19 protein-coding genes and 1 pseudogene are annotated in these 18851 nt (G+C 53.7%); 9 read left to right on the top strand and 11 right to left on the bottom strand.

From position 1 onward, the window contains the following. Nucleotides 1-19 precede the first annotated feature (19 nt). The 3 genes from PMI17_RS14705 to PMI17_RS14695 are packed head-to-tail and all read right to left on the bottom strand — an operon-like array spanning nt 20 to nt 3610. Nucleotides 20-1522, bottom strand: coding sequence for a sugar ABC transporter ATP-binding protein (locus PMI17_RS14705; RefSeq protein WP_009128325.1), 1503 nt, complete (start codon nt 1520-1522; stop codon nt 20-22). Between the two features lie 16 nt (nt 1523-1538). Continuing rightward, the gene (locus PMI17_RS14700) at nt 1539-2579 is read right to left on the bottom strand and encodes a substrate-binding domain-containing protein (RefSeq protein ID WP_009128323.1); all 1041 of its coding nucleotides are present in this window, start codon (nt 2577-2579) and stop codon (nt 1539-1541) included. A gap of 50 nt (nt 2580-2629) precedes the next feature. After that, the gene (locus PMI17_RS14695) at nt 2630-3610 is read right to left on the bottom strand and encodes a TIM barrel protein (protein ID WP_009128307.1); all 981 of its coding nucleotides are present in this window, start codon (nt 3608-3610) and stop codon (nt 2630-2632) included. Between the two features lie 274 nt (nt 3611-3884). Between PMI17_RS14695 and PMI17_RS14690 the strand changes: the two genes are divergently transcribed. From PMI17_RS14690 to PMI17_RS14680, 3 genes are read left to right on the top strand one after another with little or no spacing between them, the layout of a single operon-like run. After that, entirely contained in the window at nt 3885-4646 is a 762-nt protein-coding gene (locus PMI17_RS14690; protein WP_009128305.1) for an alpha/beta hydrolase, read from the top strand. 23 nt (nt 4647-4669) lie between these two features. Next, nucleotides 4670-5344: a heavy metal response regulator transcription factor gene (locus PMI17_RS14685; RefSeq protein WP_009128303.1), complete on the top strand. Its 675-nt coding sequence runs from the start codon at nt 4670-4672 to the stop codon at nt 5342-5344. After that, the gene (locus PMI17_RS14680) at nt 5341-6702 is read left to right on the top strand and encodes a heavy metal sensor histidine kinase (RefSeq protein WP_009128300.1); all 1362 of its coding nucleotides are present in this window, start codon (nt 5341-5343) and stop codon (nt 6700-6702) included. Before PMI17_RS14685 ends, PMI17_RS14680 begins: the two co-directional genes overlap by 4 nt. A gap of 61 nt (nt 6703-6763) precedes the next feature. Here the strand turns inward: PMI17_RS14680 and PMI17_RS14675 are convergent, their stop codons facing one another. Continuing rightward, nucleotides 6764-7417 (bottom strand): oxygen-insensitive NAD(P)H-dependent nitroreductase NfsB, encoded by a 654-nt coding sequence (locus tag PMI17_RS14675; RefSeq protein WP_009128298.1) that lies wholly within the window; start codon nt 7415-7417, stop codon nt 6764-6766. 119 nt (nt 7418-7536) lie between these two features. Continuing rightward, nucleotides 7537-8538 carry a zinc-binding alcohol dehydrogenase family protein gene (locus PMI17_RS14670; RefSeq protein ID WP_009128296.1) on the bottom strand — a complete coding sequence of 334 codons (1002 nt, stop codon included), beginning with the start codon at nt 8536-8538 and terminating at the stop codon, nt 7537-7539. A gap of 142 nt (nt 8539-8680) precedes the next feature. On the opposite strand from PMI17_RS14670, the gene PMI17_RS14665 reads away from it, so the two are divergent. Continuing rightward, entirely contained in the window at nt 8681-9589 is a 909-nt protein-coding gene (locus tag PMI17_RS14665) for a LysR family transcriptional regulator (RefSeq protein ID WP_009128294.1), read from the top strand. 44 nt (nt 9590-9633) lie between these two features. Here the strand turns inward: PMI17_RS14665 and PMI17_RS14660 are convergent, their stop codons facing one another. Then, entirely contained in the window at nt 9634-11142 is a 1509-nt protein-coding gene (locus PMI17_RS14660) for a glucosyltransferase domain-containing protein (RefSeq protein WP_009128292.1), read from the bottom strand. 229 nt (nt 11143-11371) lie between these two features. On the opposite strand from PMI17_RS14660, the gene PMI17_RS14655 reads away from it, so the two are divergent. Continuing rightward, entirely contained in the window at nt 11372-12322 is a 951-nt protein-coding gene (locus PMI17_RS14655) for an aliphatic sulfonate ABC transporter substrate-binding protein (protein ID WP_009128290.1), read from the top strand. Nucleotides 12323-12440: 118 nt separating this feature from the next. On the opposite strand, the gene PMI17_RS14650 is transcribed toward PMI17_RS14655, so the two are convergent. The 4 genes from PMI17_RS14650 to PMI17_RS14635 form a co-directional block, all read right to left on the bottom strand. Then, nucleotides 12441-13214, bottom strand: a complete 774-nt coding sequence (locus PMI17_RS14650) for an FCD domain-containing protein (RefSeq protein ID WP_036621357.1) — start codon at nt 13212-13214, stop codon at nt 12441-12443. Nucleotides 13215-13292: 78 nt separating this feature from the next. After that, the gene (locus PMI17_RS14645; RefSeq protein WP_009128277.1) at nt 13293-13610 is read right to left on the bottom strand and encodes a PTS sugar transporter subunit IIB; all 318 of its coding nucleotides are present in this window, start codon (nt 13608-13610) and stop codon (nt 13293-13295) included. A gap of 9 nt (nt 13611-13619) precedes the next feature. After that, entirely contained in the window at nt 13620-15047 is a 1428-nt protein-coding gene (locus PMI17_RS14640; protein ID WP_009128275.1) for a glycoside hydrolase family 1 protein, read from the bottom strand. Nucleotides 15048-15056: 9 nt separating this feature from the next. After that, on the bottom strand, nt 15057-16391 hold the full coding sequence (locus tag PMI17_RS14635) for a PTS sugar transporter subunit IIC (RefSeq protein WP_009128273.1): 1335 nt from the start codon (nt 16389-16391) through the stop codon (nt 15057-15059). Between the two features lie 168 nt (nt 16392-16559). Between PMI17_RS14635 and PMI17_RS14630 the strand changes: the two genes are divergently transcribed. From PMI17_RS14630 to PMI17_RS14615, 4 genes are all read left to right on the top strand, one after another. Next, nucleotides 16560-16871, top strand: a complete 312-nt coding sequence (locus PMI17_RS14630) for a PTS lactose/cellobiose transporter subunit IIA (protein WP_009128272.1) — start codon at nt 16560-16562, stop codon at nt 16869-16871. A 214-nt stretch (nt 16872-17085) separates the two neighbouring features. After that, nucleotides 17086-17397, top strand: coding sequence for a DUF1778 domain-containing protein (locus PMI17_RS14625; protein WP_009128269.1), 312 nt, complete (start codon nt 17086-17088; stop codon nt 17395-17397). After that, the gene (locus PMI17_RS14620; RefSeq protein WP_009128267.1) at nt 17378-17911 is read left to right on the top strand and encodes an N-acetyltransferase; all 534 of its coding nucleotides are present in this window, start codon (nt 17378-17380) and stop codon (nt 17909-17911) included. Before PMI17_RS14625 ends, PMI17_RS14620 begins: the two co-directional genes overlap by 20 nt. A gap of 72 nt (nt 17912-17983) precedes the next feature. After that, entirely contained in the window at nt 17984-18613 is a 630-nt protein-coding gene (locus tag PMI17_RS14615) for a LysE family translocator (protein ID WP_009128265.1), read from the top strand. On the opposite strand, the pseudogene PMI17_RS25745 reads toward PMI17_RS14615, so the two are convergent. Further along, nucleotides 18600-18851, bottom strand: a pseudogene (locus tag PMI17_RS25745) (hypothetical protein); the annotation flags it as partial. The gene PMI17_RS14615 and the pseudogene PMI17_RS25745 sit on opposite strands and share 14 nt — an antisense overlap.

Here is an 18851-nt window from a genome sequence, read left to right as displayed (position 1 = left end):
AGCCTTGATAGAATAAGCGTTAAACGGCTTCTTTAATTTCTTTAATCGCAAAGCTCGCGATATTCTCTTCGGTAATTTCCGCACCCTGCAGCTCGCGGGTAATTTTTCCTTCGCGCATCACTAATACGCGATCGGATACCCGCAGTATTTCCGTCATTTCCGAAGAGACCACCACAATAGCTTTGCCTTGTTGTGCCAGTTTCTCAATCAGATTATAAATTTCTGACTTGGCACCGATATCAATTCCCCGGGTCGGTTCATCAAATAAAAATACGTCTGCATCTGCCGCTACCCAGCGACCAATAATCACTTTCTGCTGATTACCGCCGCTGAGCGTGCCGATCGGTTTTTCGATATTCAGCGGGCGCAGTTTCAGATCTGACATCACCTCCTGCGCCACCTGGTTGAGTTTGGCTTTACGGATCAATCCGCCCAGCGTGAAGTTGCGCATCGACGGCAGCGCCATGTTCATTTTCACGGCGCGCGCCTTGATGATGCCCTCTTTCTTACGATCTTCCGGCACTAAACCAATACCGGCACGAATGGCGGCGCTGACATTGTGATTGCGCACTGCTTTGCCGTTAACGCGCACTTCACCCGCGCTGCGTTTGTCGATGCCCGCAATCAGCTTCAGTAACTCGGTTCGACCGGCGCCCACCAACCCGGCAATGCCCAGCACTTCTCCCGCGCAAACAGTGAAGCTGGCCGGTTTAATCTCGTTGCCGCGTGCAACATTTTCCACCTGCAGCACCTGACGATCGCTGGCCCAGGAGTGGTGTTCCAGCTTTTCGATTTTACGCCCGACCATTTTGGCGACGATGCTCTCTTCGGTTTCATCGCAGATGTTCACCACGCCAACCTGGCGACCATCACGCATGATGGTGGCGCGATCGCACACCTGAAAAATCTCGTTCATCTTGTGCGACACGTAAATCAACGACACACCGGTGGATTTCAAATCCGCAATCAGTTCAGCCAGACGGTCAAACTCGCGCGGCGTCAGGCTCGAGGTGGGCTCATCCATGGCAATGATTTTGGCCTCATCCAGCAGCGCGCGGGCAATTTCGACGATCTGCTGCTGCGACACCTTGAGATTCTTAATCGGCTCGGCCGGATTAATGCTCGGGTCAAGCTGCTTAAGAATGTGCACCGCTCGGGCCAGCTGTGCGCGCTTATCGACAAACAAACCGTTCATGGTGGTCAGCGGGCGACCGAGAAACATATTCTGCGCTACGGAGAGCTCGGGAACATGCTGTAATTCCTGGTGAATCATCGCGATGCCGGCATGGCGTGCGCTCAACGGATTCTTCATCTGCACCTGCTGACCGTTGACATAAATCTCACCGCTGTCAGCCGGACGCACGCCGGAAAGAATGTTCAGCAGCGTCGATTTACCCGCGCCGTTCTCACCGATGAGCGCGTGTACTTCACCTGGCCGCACCATAAAGTCCACCTCTTGCAGCGCCGCAGCGCTGCCGTAGGTTTTTGTGATGCTGCGCATCATTAAGCGATACTGTTCCATACGCTCTCCGCCTGTTTTACTGCTGTGCCAGCAACTGACGCAGTTTGTTGTTGTCTTTGGTTGAAAACGCCTCGGCGTTATCTTTGGTGATCAGCGCCTGCGGCGTGGTGACCACGCGCGACAGTTTCTGGCCACCGATCAGACGCAGGATCACTTCTGTCGCCACTTCCCCAGTCAGCACCGGGAAGCTATCCACCGTACCGGTTAATTCACCGCGCTTGATTGAGGCATAGGCATCTGAAATACCGTCGGTGCCAAATACCGCAGTTTGTTTGGCTTTATTCTGCGCGCTCACCGCTTCAACTACGCCCAACGCCATGGTGTCGTTATTGGCGTAGAAACCGATCAAATCAGGATGCTGCTGCAAAATGGTCGACGCGGCGTTGAATGCCTGCTCACGGCTCCAGTTGGCCGGCACGCTGGCCACGATGTTGAACTTGCCATTAGCCTGCAGCGTTTCTTTGAAACCGGCGGTGCGCTGGCCTGCCGCATAAACGCCCGGCTGCCCTTCAATCACCGCCACTTTGCCGCCTTGCGGATGGTGCTGGATAAACCATTTCGCCACGCGTGCCCCGTTATCTTTCTGCACGTTGCCCACGTAATATCGCGCGCTTGGTACCACCGCATCGTTAACGTTCACCACCGGAATACCTTTGCTGCTGGCGCTCTCCAGCGCCGGTTCGAGGTTGATATCCGTTTGCGGCGAGACCAGCAGGCCATTAAAGCCCTGCGCAATCAGCGTTTCGGCAATCGACAGCTGACCGAGCTGATCGTCCTCATTGGCCGCCGCCTGGTACGCCACGGTGAAACCATATTTCTTCGCGACGTTTTGATAGCCTTCGCCGAGAGAACGCCAGTATTCGTTGGTCAACGTTTTCGACACGCCACCAATTTTCAGTTTGGCATCGACTTTAGGCATCGGGCCGTACTTGCTTTCCAGTTGCGTCCAGTCGGTGCGATCCGGCTCGGAATCGGATTTCAACGGCGCTAATGTGGCGGCGTAAACGCTGGAGCACAACAACGCTGAGGTCAGGGCAGAGAGTAAGAGTTTTTTCATGGTGTTAGCCTTTTTATAGTTTTCGCGGAACGTTGGTGTTGTTGGTTTGCTTAACGGGCAAGCATGATGTCATTGACAATTTGTTGCGATGCCACCGCATCCTGACGGCTGATGGCTTCATCCAGCGCCGGATTATTATTGAGTTTCTCGCACAGTTTCAGCAGCCGAGTCACCGTCGCGATATTGATTTCCGCTTCACGAATCGGATCCAGACCGCTGGCATCCGGGAAGGTATCGAAGTAGTACGCGCCCTGATAACCGTCGCGCTGCATCTGCCAGAGGAATTCCAGCGTGGCGCGCGGATTCACCGAACCGGCCATCAAACCGTCATCGCGTTTGCCCCAGCCGTCGTTAAGATCCAGACCCAGCAGGCGCGAACGGCGCGCAACCATCGCGGCGGCAAAGGCGGGGATTTCGTTAGCAAACAACACGTGGGCGAAATCCAGCGTAATGCCGAGGTTGGCGCAACCGGCCTCTTCTACCGCCAGCAGACACGTAGTGGCGTTCGGGAAGATGCTGTAGGCGCGTGGTTCGTTGGGTTTGTATTCGATGCTGACGTCGATATCTGGCGCATATTCCGCAACTTCGCGTACCGCGCTCACCGCGTCTTCCCACATCTTTTTATAGTCAGCCTGGAAGCAGTAATCGAAGCCGTCCTGCCCCATCCACAATGTCATTAAACGTGAACCGAATTCGCGACCGGCGTCGATACCACGCTTAGTCAGTTCGATAGCTTCGCGACGAATCTTCGCATCCGGGTTGGTAAAGGCACCGATTTTGAACTGCGGCGCATCCCAACGCATCTGCATGCCGTTGACGGCTAAACCGGCATCGTCAATCGCCTGGCGCATGTTGTGGATATCCGTGGTGATGTGCTGCGGATAGTTGAGGTCCAAATGCGTGAGCCCCTGCACTTTTCCTGCACGCGCAATCATCTGTAAAACAGAAGGTTTTCCCTGAAGATCTGGCCAGTAAAGGTGCGCCCCAGAGGCGAAAGAGTTCAAACGTGTAGCAAACTTTAATTCGGACATGAGGAAGGATCCTTGATGACGGTTGTAATGTACTTTCCGTCTTCACGATTATTTGTGAAGTTATGGGATAAATTACACTCAGTTTGTCTTTTGGCAAGCAGTGACGCTCTGGAACTATTCAAAATGCGAGGATGTTCACGAAATTTTTGATCGATTGCGCGGGATCGACACATGCGTTTCGGTCGATGTCATTCTTTTGTCATAACTCGCTCACCCTGCTGTCAGCGCCTGTTCCCTATCCTGTAGGCCAACCTTCACAATCAGGATTAACCAAATGAAAATGAACAAACTGACTCTCGCAGCGAGCATGCTGCTGGCTATCGCAGGCGGCGCGGCTCAGGCTCAGGCGCAGCCGGTGAACAACATTGTGCTGGTGCACGGCGCGTTTGTCGGCGGTGCCGGCTGGCGTCCGGTGTACGATCGTTTAACGCATGATGGCTACAAAGTGACGCTGGTGCAGGAGCCGCTGACGGGCTTTCCGCAAGATGTGACGGCGACGCGACGCATTATCGATCAGCAAAACGGGCCAGTGATTTTGGTCGGCCACAGCTACGGCGGCGCCATCATCAGCGAAGCCGGTAACGACAATAAAGTTGCGGGCCTGGTTTATATCGCTGCCCACGCGCTGGACAACGGCGAGACGGAAGCCAGTAATGGCAAAAAATTCCATAACAGTGCGCATCCGTTCGCGAAATCGAGTGATGGTTATCTGACTATCGCCCCCGAAAATTACCACGGCGATTTCGCTGCCGATTTACCGGCTGCCCAGGCCGATTTTGAAGCCCACGCACAGATGCCAACTAACGCGGCGGTGTTCACCGCCAACATTCCTGATCCGGCGTGGAAGACCAAGCCTAGCTGGTACATGGTGGCGAAAGCTGACAAAATCATCAGTCCCGATCTGGAGCGCATGTACGCCAAACGTGCGCACAGCCACACGGTGGAAATTGCCGGTGCCAGCCACTCGGTCTATCAATCGCATCCTGATGATGTCGCGAAATTGATAGAACAAGCCGCGCTGCACGCACAGCCCTGAAACTTTGTCCCGCGGAGCAGCGCATGAAAATTTTGGTGATTGAAGATGAAGCCAAAGCGCGCGATTACATGCGCAAAGGATTGACGGAAGCGGGATTTATCGTCGATGTGGCGGATAACGGTCAGGATGGCTTGTTCTATGCGCAGGAGCATCATTACGATTTGATTTTACTCGACGTAATGATGCCCGGTATGGATGGCTGGCAGGTGATGGCGGCGCTGGATAAACAGACGCATACGCCGGTGATTTTCCTCACCGCCAAAAGCACGCTGGAAGATCGGATCAAAGGGCTGGAGCTGGGCGCGGATGATTATCTGGTTAAACCCTTCTCGTTTGCCGAGCTGCTGGCGCGCGTGCGCACGCAGCTGCGGCGCGGCGGTCAGCAGAAGCTGCCGGATATTCTGCGGCTTGCCGATTTGCAGCTCGATTTCTTAAAGCGGCGCGTCGAGCGTGGTGGCCAGCGCATCGATCTCACCAATAAAGAGTTCAACCTGCTGCACCTGTTCATGCTGCATCCAGGCGAAGTGCTGACGCGCACTTTAATTGCTTCACGCGTGTGGGACATGAATTTTGATAGCGACACCAACGTGGTGGATGTGGCGGTGAAACGCCTGCGGCAGAAAATTGATGGCCCGTTTGCTCAGCCGCTGATTCATACCGTGCACGGCGTGGGTTATCGCTGCGAAGCCGAATCATGAAGCAACGTTCGCTCGCCGCACGCCTGTCGCTGCTGCTGAGTGCGACGGTGATAGTGATTTTTTCCCTCAGCGGCCTCGCGCTCTATCACTCGCTGGCGACGCAAATTGGCGTGCGCGACGATGCGGCGCTGCTCAATCGTATCGATCAGATTCGAACCCTGCTGCGCGATGAAGATGCCGTGACGCTGATTCAGCAGAAGCCGCGCTTGTTTGCCAACATGCTCGGCAATACCGAGTCGCTATTGGTGCTGCGCTTTCCTGGCCAGCCGCCGCTGATCGTGGTCAATCCCGGCCAACGCCCGATCCCCTCGATTACGCCGGTAGCGGCCGTTCAACCCTTATCGCTTGCGTCGGTGCATCATCTCGCCGCCGCTGACGGTACGCCGTTTATCTCGGCTGCGGCGCTAACGCCCACGCGCGATGGCAGCGGAGAGATTGAGATCATCACCGGCCGCCTGATGAGCGATCGTACGCAAACGCTGAACAGCTATCGCGATCAAATCATCCTCACCACCGCGCTGGCGGCATTGCTGGTGGCAGCGATCAGCATTTGGCTGGTGCGGCGCGGCCTAATTCCGCTGCGGCGTTTGGCGGCGCAGGCGGATGCGATTGATGTGCGCCACTTGTCACAGCGCATGCCCGAGCGGGCGCCTGCAGAACTGCAGCCGTTGGTCGCCGCCTTTAACCAGATGCTTAGCCGCCTCGAAAGCGGCTATCAGCAGTTAAGCCAGGTCTCAGCGGATATGGCGCACGACCTGCGCACGCCCATCGGCACCTTGATCGGCCAAACCGAAGTGGCGCTCAGCCAGACGCGCAGCGTCAGCGACTATCAGGCGCTGCTCGGCTCCAATTATGAGGAGCTGGAACGTCTGGCGAAGATGATCGACAACATGCTGTTTCTGGCGAAGGCGGAAGATGCCAGCCAGGCGATGGATGTGCAAAACATCGATTTGGCACTGCTGGGTGAGAAGTTGCAGGCGTACTTTGACGGCATGGCGGAAGAGCAGGCAATGCGGCTGGAGATGACGCTGTGCGGCGAACTGCGCGCCGATCCCCAGCTGTTGCAGCGCGCGCTGGCGAACCTGATGGCCAACGCGCTGCGCTATGGCGATGGCGATAGCACCATCCGGATTTTTAATCACGGCAGCAGCCTGATGGTGGAAAATCACGGTCCAGCGCTCAGTGCCGAACAGCAGGCGCGCATCTTTGATCGTTTCTGGCGTGCCGATACATCGCGTCATCAGGGCAGCAGCGGATTGGGATTATCGATTGTGCGCAGCATTATGCGCCTGCATCAGGGAAGCTGCGAGGTGCACAGCGAGCATGGCGTGAACCGCTTTACGCTGCGATTTCCTTAGCGTAAGAGCGACCATCGAAAGGGGGCGCAGTAATGCGCACCCTACGACAGGCAATCCGGCGTCAAATAAAGGTAAAAATCTCTTCACGCGGCAAGCGTGATTTTGGTAACGCGGCGTTGAAATCATCTTCGCTGCGGTAACCCAGCGACACCAGCACCACGCTGGTAAAGCCCTTCTCGCGCAGGCCGAGCGCCTGATCTAACGCGCGCGGATCAAATCCTTCCATTGGCGTGGCATCAATGCCCAACATCGCCGCGCCCAGCAGCAAACCACCCAGCGCCAGGTAAACCTGTTTTTCCATCCACTGCGGCACATCGCGCTGCTCGTAACGATGCATATCCACGTAGCTGCGGCGGCTCTTATCCTGCCCCGCTTTGCCTTCCGGCTTAGCGAATCGACCGTCAGCCTCTTCCTGCGCCAGCACATTTTGCAGATGCGCTTCATCCAGATCGGTACGCATGCACAGCGCGATAACGTGCGACGCGTTCAGCACTTTCGGGCTGTTATAGACGAACGCGCCGTCAGTGGATTTTGCCATCTGCTCGCGACCAGCAGCCGTTGAGGCCACGACAAAGTGCCACGGCTGCGAATTTACCGAAGACGGGCTGTTGCGCAGGACGTTCAGCAAGGTATCAATTTCGTCCTGCGGTAAATTTTTGCCGCCCGCAAAGGCTTTTACGGTGTGACGACGGGCGACGGCATCATTGAGTGTCATGTCAGATTCCTTGTTTTCGGATCAATAAAATTCTGGTGTCGACATTGCGCGATAAATCGCGCCGCTACAGCAGCGTGCAGTTATCTGTAGCGGCGCAATTTATTGCGCATGGTTAAAGCTTAAAACCCGCTCAGCACAATCTTGCCGCGCGCGCGTCCGCTCTCGATCAGCGCGTGGGCTTTACGCAAATTAGCGGCATTAATCGTGCCGTGATGTTCTCCCGCCGTGGTTTGCAGGGTTTTGTCATCAATCAACTGGCTGATGCGCTGCAGAATTTCATGCTGACGCTGCATATCGGCGGTGTGGAACAGCGAGCGGGTAAACATCAACTCCCAGTGCAGCGAAATGGCTTTACGCTTCAGCGGTACCGCATCCAGCGTTTCTGGATCGTCAATTAACGCCAGTTTGCCCTGCGGGGCGATAGCATCAATCAGCTGCGGGTAATAGCTGTCGGTATGGGTGAGCGAGGCGACATAGCGCACCTCCGGGTGGCCAATCGCTGCCAGCTGCTCGCCCAGTGGACGGTGATGATCAATCACATGATGCGCGCCCAGTGAACGTACCCAATCGGCGGTTTCCGGGCGCGAGGCGGTGCCGATCACCGTCAGTTTGGTGAGTTTGCTGGCGAGCTGAGTCAGCATCGAACCGACGCCGCCGCCTGCGCCGATAATCAGCAGTGCCGCGTTGTCTTCGGCCTGCACTTCCAGACGATCAAACAGCAACTCCCAGGCCGTAAGCGAGGTCAGCGGCAGCGCAGCCGCATCCGCTTCGTTCAGCGAACGTGGTTTGTGCCCGGCGATGCGTTCATCCACCAGCCCATATTCGGCATAGCTGCCCGCGCGCGTGATATCACCAGCGTAAAACACGGCATCGCCCGACTGGAACAGCGTGACGTCGCTGCCAATCGCCTCCACCACACCCACCGCATCCCAGCCCAGAATGCGCGGCTTATCGGTGGGCGCACCGGCGCGCACTTTGGTATCCACTGGATTCACCGCAATCGCGTGAATTTTTACCAGCAGATCGCGTGCGCCGGGTACCGGCTTCTCTACATCGAGTTCATACAGCGCATTTTCATCAGAAATCGGTAAACCGTTTTGGCTATAGACGATGGCTTTCATCGGACAGATCCTTATTCATCAGCAGGTTTCGTTAATTGAACTCAGCATAGCGGGCTGCAGCGGATTGAAAAATGCCAGTTGCAGGTGAACACTTTCACTCTTAGAGTGAAAATCCCTGCTGACTACCCTGGCTAGAAAGAAGATGATCCGACTGGAAGATGTCACCCTATTTGTGCGTTCTGCTGCGTTAGGCAGCTTCTCGCGCGCGGCGCGTGAGGTGAATTTGTTACCCGGACAGGTCAGTGCGGCAATTCAGCGCCTGGAGCGGGAGTTAGATCGTCGCTTGTTTGCCCGTTCCACGCGCAGCCTGCGCCTGACCGCGGAAGGAGAAAAATACCTGCCCTATGCGCAGGAGATGCTGGCGCTGATGCATGCGGGCGCCGACAGCCTGCAAAACGATGAGGACGCCCTGAGCGGCGAACTGAAAATCGCCCTGCCATCCGATATTGGTCGCAACATCTTGCTGCCGCTGATCACCGACTTTTGTCGCCTACACCCTGCGCTCGCGGTGCGTCTCTCTTTCTCCGACCAAATCAGCGATGTGTTTCGCGATCCGGTGGATATTGCTATTCGCTACGGCAAGCTGGAGGACAGCAGTTACGTCGCGCTGCCGCTGGCCGAGGACAATCGCCGCGTGATGGTGGCATCGCCGGATTATCTCGATCGCCATGGACGCCCAGAAAAATTGGAAGATATCGCGCAATACCATCACTGTTTGCTGTTCATCATGGGCGGCCATGTTTATGACAAATGGACCTTTCCGCAGGAGGGCATGCGCCGACAGATCACGGTGAAAAGCCGCATGCAGTGTGATGACGCCGAAGTGGCTCGCCGCTGGGCAATGGCGGGCATGGGTATCGCCTATAAATCCTGGATTGATGTATGTGAGGATGTACTGGCAGGAAGGTTGGAGATTGTCATGCCGGAGATGCCGGGTGAAAGTACCCCGCTGCATCTGATCTGCCCACACCGTAAACAGTTTTCTCCAGCGATCCGCGCGCTGCATGAGGTGTTGCGCCAGCCTCTCCGTGCCTTAACGGCGAAGCTATGAGTTGACTCGTCCTCTCATCATCCGTACATCACCGATGAGATCGCCTATTGAATATACTTTGTCACTACCCCACCTGATTTTCTGAAATCGATAACCAGCACGTTATTATCTTTAAACGCGTCATAATCAGGCCCCTGAGAATGGTATTCCCGCGGCTTAATCATTCTCATTTCATCGCTGGCCTCCACGGTTTTTAGTGATAAGTTGACTTGCCACATCATTGCCTGCCAAATCCAGGGTTCTGACTCACCCAGCATTTTCATCCGAATATGGTTGATGATCGGGAAATTACGAATATTAATTCTTACGTCAGGTGCATCATTTAACTGTCCAATAAAAGCGACTGAGTCAATGGTCTGCGCAGGGAAAGAGGAGAAATCCATTTTAATTTGGTTCATCACACTCATTTGATATCGCTGGTCGTTGACCACCGTATTGAAACACACCAGCATTAACACCAAATGGTAGCACAGCAGAATAAGGCTCGAACCTGCTAACAGTTTTATGCCGCGAGGAAATGCCAGCGTGCCCACATAAAAACAGAATAATAATGTAATACTCCACGCCATTAACATGCGCGGCGCAAACAGAGGCATCGCTAGCGCCAGTGATAAACCTGGCACCGCCAACACAGCGATAAAAAACGCAGGCAACAATAGCCATTTACCCGACCTTGCATGACGTTGCTCAGAACGGATTTTAAAGCTGATAATCAGTGTACTGATCAACGCTATTACAATCGGTAGCACTACAAACACCAGCGCAGCCGCAGGATAGGCGTTAAGAAAGAATTCACTGTAGCGTTTTATGCTGGTCTGAATCACCGCCAATGATTCGAGATTTAATGGCAATAACCTGAAGTGTTTGAGGGTATACCAATCCATTTTTACCGGTAATAAATAGCTGATAAATAATTTATAGGCCAGGACCCCAATCAGCAAAGCCGCAACTTTACTCATCAGCCATTGCCATACCGGTTGATGGTGATAAACGCGAAAGAAAATAATTAACGCTATGCAGGCTATATAGATATTCAGGCCGGATTGATAGAGCGTTTGAACCAGCAATAATAACAGCACACAGCAGGTAATCGATTTATAGCGGCGGGTTCCCTCTATTTGACTTGCCATCATCGCGCAGGAAATAGAGACCAGCATCGTTAGGCTGTCATAAGAGTAGAGCATCACCTGCGTTAAAAAAGGATTCAGAACAATGAACAGCGGAGGAATTAATGCCCAATAGCCATCGAGCCGAATTTGCAGCCTCTCGGTAAACACAACGCTGGCAATACTTAACGCCAGCAATCCTATAATAAGGTTTAGCGGCGAGATATCACTGACGCTCTGCCCGAATGAGAGTATGGATTGCATAATCCAGGTCGCCGGTCTGCCGTTGGTTAACCAGGTTTCCGTACTGCCATTCAGCACCCGATAGAGATCATCGCGGTAATAAATTTTACTGCTCCAAAGCGGGAGTGTTGCCAGTAAAGCTATCGCCATGGTGAAAACCATTTTATTCATGCGGCTGACGATAAAGGCATCATTGGCAGGCATTTCCACTCCGAATCAGTTGATTGATGAGCAAAAGTTTACGCGGGTCACTCAGTCAATATAGAAGGAAACGCTTAAGTCATTGAGACTATTCTCGTACCTTGCGCCAACTCTGTGAGCGTCGATGCAAAGTTGTAATGCGCAATTGCGCATAGCTTATGCAAACATGCGTTTTGGTTTAGCCAGAGCCGCGCTTTATGATTTTGAAATCATAAACTTTCAAGGATTTTCCATGCGCGCGCTGACCTCGCGAATAATCGCGTCACTCACTCTTGCTGCTGCACTCTCTTTCTCGGTTCATGCAGAAGAGACGCTGCGTATCGGTTACCAAAAATCCTCCACCTTATTAACGCTCATCAAGCAGCGCGGTGAACTGGATAAGTCGCTGGCCGCTCGCGGCATTAAAGTGAGCTGGCACGAATTTACCAGCGGTCTGCCGCTGCTGGAGGCGCTGAATTTAAACAATGTGGATTTGTCTGCGGATGTGGCGGATACCGTCCCGGTATTTGCGCAGGCCGCCGGTGCCGATTTGACCTATTACGCGCGTGAAACGCCATCGCCTGCTGCGCAAGCGATTCTGGTGCCGGCTAATTCGAGCATCAAAACGCTGCAGGATTTAAAGGGTAAGAAAATTGCCGTCACCAAAGCGGCCGGTAGCCATTATCTACTGATTGCCGCGCTGCAAAAGGCGGGATTGAAGTTCAGCGATATTACGCCAGCCTGGCTCACGCCGGCCGACGGCCGCGCGGCACTCGAACATGGCAGCGTGGATGCGTGGGTAACCTGGGAACCCTTTGTCACCAGCTCGAAAGTCGAACAGCATTCACGCGTGTTAGTTAGCGGTAACGGTTTGGCCAGCTATCAGCGTTACTACCTGGTTTCGACGCCGTATGCGCAGAAACATAACGAGGTGCTGAACATTGTCTATCACGCGCTGGAGCAGGAATCAGCCTGGTTGAAAGCCCACCCCACCGACGCGGCGAAAATTCTGTCACCGCTGTGGGGGAATTTGCCGTTGGCCACCATCGAGCAAGCCAACCAGCAGCGCAGCTACGATATCGAACCGGTACAAAAAACCGATCTCGCCGAACAACAGAACATTGCTGATGCCTTTTATAACGCCAAACTGCTGCCGAAACCGATTAATGCCCAGGCGGTTGGCACCTGGCAGCCGTTGAATTAATTACGTTTTATTACCGGTGAAATTAGCCTGCTTAATAGCCATAAATCGCGAATTTATGACTGCCCTGTACGGTATCTACGAATGGCTATGCCGGTTTTCCTGGATTAACTCACCATCATCACATCAACTTTCCCTGGAAAATCGGCACTGATTCGAACAGATAACCGTCGAAATCAGGTGCATCCGCATCGGACAACTCTAGCAGCGTGTTCTTAACGTTTTCCAGGTGCTGCCACATCGCCTGCCAGGATCCCATCACATCACGACGTCGCAGCGCCGCCAGAATCGTTTGATGATCGCCCAACCACTTCAGGCGATAGGCGCGGGTTTCATACTGCGGTCGCAGTTGCTGCCAAAGCGGGCTGGCCTCGTGATGACGCCAGACGCTGGTGACCGTGTCGAGCAGCATCTGATTTTGCGTTGCGCCTGCTAACAGCAAATGAAATAACTTGTCGTTATCCTGGCTGCTGTCATTGAGTGCGATAGCGCGCTGCTCCTGCTCCAGCGTACGACGCAGGTTTTCGATATCGGCTTTGGTGGCCATTTTGGCGGCGAAGGCCGCAATGTTGCTCTCCAGCAGCTGACGCGCCTGCAACATCTCGAACGGGCCAACATCGCTGCGGAAAAAGGCCTCTTCCGCATCTTCACTGGCGGAAGGAATGCGCATCACGTAAACACCGGAGCTCTGGCGAATATCTACGGTGCCTTCCAGCTCCAGCATCAGCAACGCTTCACGCACAATGGTGCGGCTCACGCCCCAGGTTTCAGCTAACTGGCGCTCAGGCGGCAGTCGTGAGCCAACGGGATAATGGCCATCAAGGATTTGCTGACGCAGATGTTGACCAATTTCCTGATACTGCTTTTTCTCTTGTGGCGCTTCGGCTTTTTCCACGCTCTCACCCTTTTCCATCATGGTGCACCAGGTCCGGTCGCATCCTCTGCGAGCCGGAACCCTACTGCTATCTGGGCGCTAGTGTACCAAAGCCAGCGCCTGATCGAGTACCTTTGCACCATTCAACGTGCCGTACGCCACGCTATCAATCACCGCAATCGGCAGCTGATAGCTATCGGTCAACTTTTTATTCTCCTCCAGCTTAAAGCGTACCTGCGGCCCCAGCAGCACCACGACCACCTCCTGGCCGTAATTTTGTAACTCTTCACGCAGGTTTTGCTCGGGGATGGCATAAATTTGATACGCAAGGCCACGTGCTATCGCCTCTTTTTCAATGCGGGTGACCAGCAGCGAAGTCGACATGCCGGCCGCGCAGGCAAGAATAATACGTTTCATAGGTCGTCCTTATTTGGCTTCATCGTCAATATTGAGGGTCAATTGCTGCGAGTCACGCAACTGACGGAACCAGTGCGCCGATTTCTTCATCCGCCGCTGGCGTTGATTGTCGAGATCAATCTCGATCAGTCCGTAGCGGTTTTTGAACGCATTCATCGGTGAAACATTGTCGGTGAACGCCCACAGCATATAGCCCAGACAGTTGCTGCCCGCTTCACGCGCGCGCACCGCCTGGTAAAGATGTTCAGCAATAAAGTTAATGCGGTAGTCGTCCTGAATTTCCCCCTGCGCATTCTTAAATTGCGCTTCGTTTTCGATGCCCATGCCGCTCTCCGCCACAAACCACGGCAGATTGCCGTACTCCTCTTTCATACGCTGCGCCATGTCGAAAATAATGCGCGGCTGAATTTCCCAACCGCGCGAACTGTTCATGCGGCGGCCCGGTAGCTCAAAATGCTCGTAATAAAAAGCGGGGTGAAACGGCGTCTCCGGATGCCAGGCACGAGAAGGCGCTTTCACGCGATGCGGATAGTAAAGATTGAGCCCCACTTCATCGACGGTATTGGCGGCGATGATCGCCAGCTCCTCCTCCGTCGCGTCCCACTGCACGTCATGTTTAGCCAGCAGCTGCAGCAGTTCAGCGGGATAGGTGCCTTTGATCGCCGGGTCGAGAAATACCCGGTTATAAAACAGATCGTAACGTTGCGCGGCTTGAACATCGTGCGCGGCAGACGATCGCGGATAAGTCACCTCAGGATTAAGAATGGTGCCAATCGTGCCGGCGTATCCCTGCTGGCGGAACAGTTTCACCACCTTCGCCGTGGCAAGATTTTTATGGTGATTCCACTGCATCCACTTATGCGTGTTCTGCTCATAAGGCCAGCGTATCGCATCAAGATAGACGCGGGTCTGCACCACAATCGGCTCATTAAAAACAAACCAGCGCGTCACTTTTCCGGCGTAGCGGGCAAACACCTTTTCGACATAGCGCGTAAATAGCTCGACCACATGCTTTGACTGCCAGCCGCCATACGCCTCCAGCAATTGCAGCGGCAGTTCGTAATGTTCGAGGCATAACATCAGTTCAATGCCCTGGCGCTGCATCTCATCAATCAACTGGTCGTAATAGGCCGCGTACTCTTCATCAACAATCGCGTTTTCATAATCGGTGAGAAAACGTGACCAGTTGATGGAGGTGCGATAGTGCGTCAGCCCCGCCGCTTTCATTAACGCCACATCTTCGCGAAACCGGTTGATAAAATCCGTCGCCACCGCCGGTCCGTAACCGTTATGCCAGACATGACGATCCTGCTGATACCAGGCATCGAGGTAAGAGTCCTGTCCCGCTTTTTTGCCACTCCAGCCTTCGGTTTGCCAGGCCGACGCCGCCGCGCCGAGAATAAAGCCTTCCGGCAGCCTAATGGTGTGCTTACTCATAGGTTCTCCTTAATTTTGTGCCAGCTCTGCCTGCAAATTTTTCGCTTCCGCCGCTTCAGCTCGACGCGCAGCCACTTTGACAAAGGGCAGATAAATCAATACCGAAACCACGATGCAGATAATTTGTGTCACCACCGCGCCCATCGAACCGGCGGTAGAGAGCCACGCGTTGATGATCGGCGGCGTGGTCCAGGGAACCATCACCACCGCTTTACCGGCAAAGCCCATCACCGTGGCGAAATAGCCAATCGAACCGGTAACCAGCGGCGTAATGATGAAGGGAATGGCAAGAATGGGATTGAGCATGATCGGCATACCAAAAATCACCGGCTCATTAATATTAAACAGGCCCGGTCCAAACGACAGTTTGGCGATTTCACGCATCTCTTTACGTTTGGTAGCAATCATCACCGCGGTTAACAAACCAATCGTCAGGCCTGAACCGCCAATGCTCATATACACATCCCAGAACGGCATGGTGATGATGTTTGGCGCTTCCTTACCCTGCTCGAAGGCGTTCATGTTGACCAGAATTGCCCCCAGCAGCAGCGGCTCGCGAATCGGTTTCACCATTTGGTTGCCGTGAATACCAATCACCCAAAACAACTGGGCAACAAACATCAACAGCATAATGCCCCACAGGCTCTGCACCACTGACTCCAGCGGCTGCTGCACCACTTTATATACGGCGTCATACAGGTACATGCCGGTGATCTGATGGAAGATAAAGCCGAAGGTAGCCACCAGCGTGACGGTGATGATCGACGGAATCAGCGCGGAAAATGATGCGGCCACGTTCGGCGGCACGGTATCCGGCATCTTGATTTTCAGCCGCTCAACCTGCTCCAGCCGGCAATAAATCTCCACCGAGAGAATGGCAATAAACATGCCGAGGAACAGACTTTTGGTATCGGAGAACTGTTTCGCCAACACATCGGTGACCACATGCATCTGCCCGTCCACCAGCATTTGCAGCGTGGTGGGCGTGACGGAGATAAAACAGATGATCGCCAATAAGCCCGGAAACAGCGTTTTAATGCCGTTGATGCGGCCGAGTTCAATACCAATCAGGAACACTGCACCAATATTCAGAAAGCTCAGCGTCGCGTAATTAATACTGCTGGTGATCGGTTTTAAATCGGCGAGAAACGACAGTGACGCGAAACTGGCGAGGCCATTTTTCGGGTCGAGCACCATGTTAGAAATCAGCACCGAAAAAGCACCGACAATAATCACCGGCATCAAGGTAATAAACGAGGCTTTGATCGCCATGATGTAGCGGTAGCTGTTGAATCGCGTGGCAAAGCTACCCAGTGAATCGATAAGACGTTCCTGTAGAGACATTGGTCAACCCTCAGCGGTTTTAAGTGTTATGCGTGAGCTTGATGGTTCGTGGCATACCAAAATGGCGATTATCGTGATTAATTTCTGTGATCCTGCTCGCGGAACCTCTTTTTGGTATTCCGGTAGCATCGTTAACGTTAATTTGGCATACCAATAAGTGAGGCGGCTATGGATTTTGAACAAACGATGATGGAGTTGCTGATTAATGCCGGTGAGGCGAGATCGCAAGCCATGATGGCGATTCAGCAAGCCCGCAAAGGCGACTGGCAAGGGGCGGATGACGCGTTAGCGGCGTCGGACGAAGCGGCAAAGGCGGCGCATAAGATCCAGACTGCGTTAATTGGCGCCGATGAAGGCAGCGGCAAAGTGCCGGTCACGCTGATTATGGTGCATGCACAGGATCATCTAATGACGGCGATGCTCTGCCGCGACCTGGCGGGCGAGTTAGTGCTGTTGCGTAAGGAGTTGCAAGGTCACTGAAGTTAAAACAGCAAAAATCCAAATGGAGGATGAATTTAATACGGCTATTAGCCGTACGCATTGACATGATTATGCGGTAAGGGTAATTTGTCCACATACGGTTATCAGCCGTACAAGGCTAACTGAATTGAAAGACATCACTCATAATGCAACGCTGCATAAGTTTAAGGACTGACGTCAACAGGAGGCGTTTTTACTCTACGAGGCTCTCGCTATGCCAAAAGTACCCGCACTTAGTACCGATACGCGCGCTGTTAAAGATGCGCGCGTCGAATTAAAAACCAGTTCAAATCTTAAAGAAGTTCTTAAGGAAGCAGCTACCGCTGCAGGATTAGATTTGAGTGCCTTTATCTTAAATGCGGCGCTTGAGCGTGCAGAAACCGTTTTGGATAATCAGCGACGTCGTCAGCTTTCTGAAGAGAGTTGGCAGCAAGTGAATCAGCTCATGTCTGAACCTGCAGCTCCGACGCTGGCATTACAAGCGTTGATGCGAAGGAAAAGAGCAGATGGAAAAGTCGACAAATAGCACCGACGTTATGGTGTGCGCTTACCAGGCAGACATCACCTATCCCGGCAATAAACACTTCGATTGCGGCAATGCAATCATTAATTCCTTTGTACGCAACTCGCTTAAAAAAAGCGTAAAAGATGGAAACTGCGCAGCTAAAGCGTTGATCGACGCTAACACAGGCGAGCTGTTAGGAATATGTACGTTCAGCGCTTATTCCCTATTGAAGCAGAAACTTACTGGTGTGTTGTCAGGTTCAATGCCAGCTGAAGTAGGCGTTGTGCGCTTAGTCATGCTGGGAGTGGCAATCCGTGAACAAAAGAGAGGTTATGGCCAGGATCTGTTGGGGGCATTCTTCGACCACGTCAAAATAATTCATGATGCATTGCCTGTAAAAGGCGTTTATCTGGATGCCGAACCGCAAGCCGTGAATTTTTACACCCGTCTGGGGTTTGTAACATTGCATGAGCCGCCAAATGTATTTGGCGCAATCCCGATGTTTCTGGCGATTCAACACATTCTGGCGGCATGAAGCATATTCATTAGGAAAGCAGCCGTCTGGCCGATATAACAGAATGTTAACAAAGCCATCGCAGAGGAACCTATGGCGCTTTCACATGAATTGATTTTGATCTACACCACTTATTTCGTCGCCACCGCCAGTCCGGGTCCCAGCAACATGGCGATTATGGGCACGGCCATGAAACAGGGACGCGGCGCGGCGTTAGCCTTAGCCAGTGGCGTGATTGGCGGTTCGATGATGTGGGCGCTGTTGGCGGCCTGCGGCGTACTCACCGTGTTGGCTACCTTCGCGCAACTGCTGATTGTGCTGAAGATTGGCGGTGGTTTATATCTGCTGTGGCTGGCCTATAAGGCTGGAAAATCGGCACTGCGTAAGTCGGATGTCGGGGAATTAGCGCCGGGCAACGAAAAAGCGCGTTTTGGCACAATGTTCCGTCAGGGGATTTTAATGCACGTCGGCAATCCCAAGGCGATTCTGACCTGGGTAGCCATCATGTCGGTAGCGCTTAAACCGGGCGCCGATGGGTCAACCTTACCGATGATTATCGCTGGCTGTGCGGCAATTTGCGTGCTGGTGTTTGGGGGATATGCGCTGCTGTTTTCCACCGCAGTGATGGCGGCCTTCTATCGCCGCATCCGCCGTGGATTAGATGCGCTGCTGGCCTGTTGCTTTACCGTTGCGGGTTTGAAGTTGGTGTTCAGTCGCAGCTGAGGTCGATACGGTCGCCATAAATGGCGTAATGCTCGTCAGTTAAGCAGCGCCCTTGCTCTGCATGGGTTACCTGGTCGCCATGAATGGCGACCCTACAGGCGTTACCGCGATGGTGATTTAGAAAAACGCATGCATGCTGCAGCGCGGGTGTTGAGGCGACATCCCAGCCCGCTGAGCGAGTGAGGGATTCCAGGGCGAGCCGCAGGGATGCGGCGAGAGGCGGCGCTGAGCAGGAGCG

It is taken from the genome of Pantoea sp. GM01 (assembly GCF_000282675.1).
Classification (GTDB): Bacteria; Pseudomonadota; Gammaproteobacteria; order Enterobacterales; family Enterobacteriaceae; genus Pantoea; species Pantoea nemavictus.
This window is presented reverse-complemented; position numbering and strand designations above follow the sequence as displayed.

What these genes read in the sequence shown, in the direction of transcription:
- PMI17_RS14620 (WP_009128267.1), top strand. Translation starts at nt 17,378, where the DNA reads ATGGAAAAGTCGACAAATAGCACCGACGTTATGGTGTGCGCTTACCAG.
- PMI17_RS14615 (WP_009128265.1), top strand. Translation starts at nt 17,984, where the DNA reads ATGGCGCTTTCACATGAATTGATTTTGATCTACACCACTTATTTCGTC.
- PMI17_RS14695 (WP_009128307.1), bottom strand. Translation starts at nt 3,610, where the DNA reads ATGTCCGAATTAAAGTTTGCTACACGTTTGAACTCTTTCGCCTCTGGG.
- PMI17_RS14665 (WP_009128294.1), top strand. Translation starts at nt 8,681, where the DNA reads ATGATCCGACTGGAAGATGTCACCCTATTTGTGCGTTCTGCTGCGTTA.
- PMI17_RS14625 (WP_009128269.1), top strand. Translation starts at nt 17,086, where the DNA reads ATGCCAAAAGTACCCGCACTTAGTACCGATACGCGCGCTGTTAAAGAT.
- PMI17_RS14660 (WP_009128292.1), bottom strand. Translation starts at nt 11,142, where the DNA reads ATGCCTGCCAATGATGCCTTTATCGTCAGCCGCATGAATAAAATGGTT.
- PMI17_RS14700 (WP_009128323.1), bottom strand. Translation starts at nt 2,579, where the DNA reads ATGAAAAAACTCTTACTCTCTGCCCTGACCTCAGCGTTGTTGTGCTCC.
- PMI17_RS14630 (WP_009128272.1), top strand. Translation starts at nt 16,560, where the DNA reads ATGGATTTTGAACAAACGATGATGGAGTTGCTGATTAATGCCGGTGAG.
- PMI17_RS14680 (WP_009128300.1), top strand. Translation starts at nt 5,341, where the DNA reads ATGAAGCAACGTTCGCTCGCCGCACGCCTGTCGCTGCTGCTGAGTGCG.
- PMI17_RS14685 (WP_009128303.1), top strand. Translation starts at nt 4,670, where the DNA reads ATGAAAATTTTGGTGATTGAAGATGAAGCCAAAGCGCGCGATTACATG.
- PMI17_RS14670 (WP_009128296.1), bottom strand. Translation starts at nt 8,538, where the DNA reads ATGAAAGCCATCGTCTATAGCCAAAACGGTTTACCGATTTCTGATGAA.
- PMI17_RS14690 (WP_009128305.1), top strand. Translation starts at nt 3,885, where the DNA reads ATGAAAATGAACAAACTGACTCTCGCAGCGAGCATGCTGCTGGCTATC.
- PMI17_RS14705 (WP_009128325.1), bottom strand. Translation starts at nt 1,522, where the DNA reads ATGGAACAGTATCGCTTAATGATGCGCAGCATCACAAAAACCTACGGC.
- PMI17_RS14675 (WP_009128298.1), bottom strand. Translation starts at nt 7,417, where the DNA reads ATGACACTCAATGATGCCGTCGCCCGTCGTCACACCGTAAAAGCCTTT.
- PMI17_RS14640 (WP_009128275.1), bottom strand. Translation starts at nt 15,047, where the DNA reads ATGAGTAAGCACACCATTAGGCTGCCGGAAGGCTTTATTCTCGGCGCG.
- PMI17_RS14635 (WP_009128273.1), bottom strand. Translation starts at nt 16,391, where the DNA reads ATGTCTCTACAGGAACGTCTTATCGATTCACTGGGTAGCTTTGCCACG.
- PMI17_RS14655 (WP_009128290.1), top strand. Translation starts at nt 11,372, where the DNA reads ATGCGCGCGCTGACCTCGCGAATAATCGCGTCACTCACTCTTGCTGCT.
- PMI17_RS14645 (WP_009128277.1), bottom strand. Translation starts at nt 13,610, where the DNA reads ATGAAACGTATTATTCTTGCCTGCGCGGCCGGCATGTCGACTTCGCTG.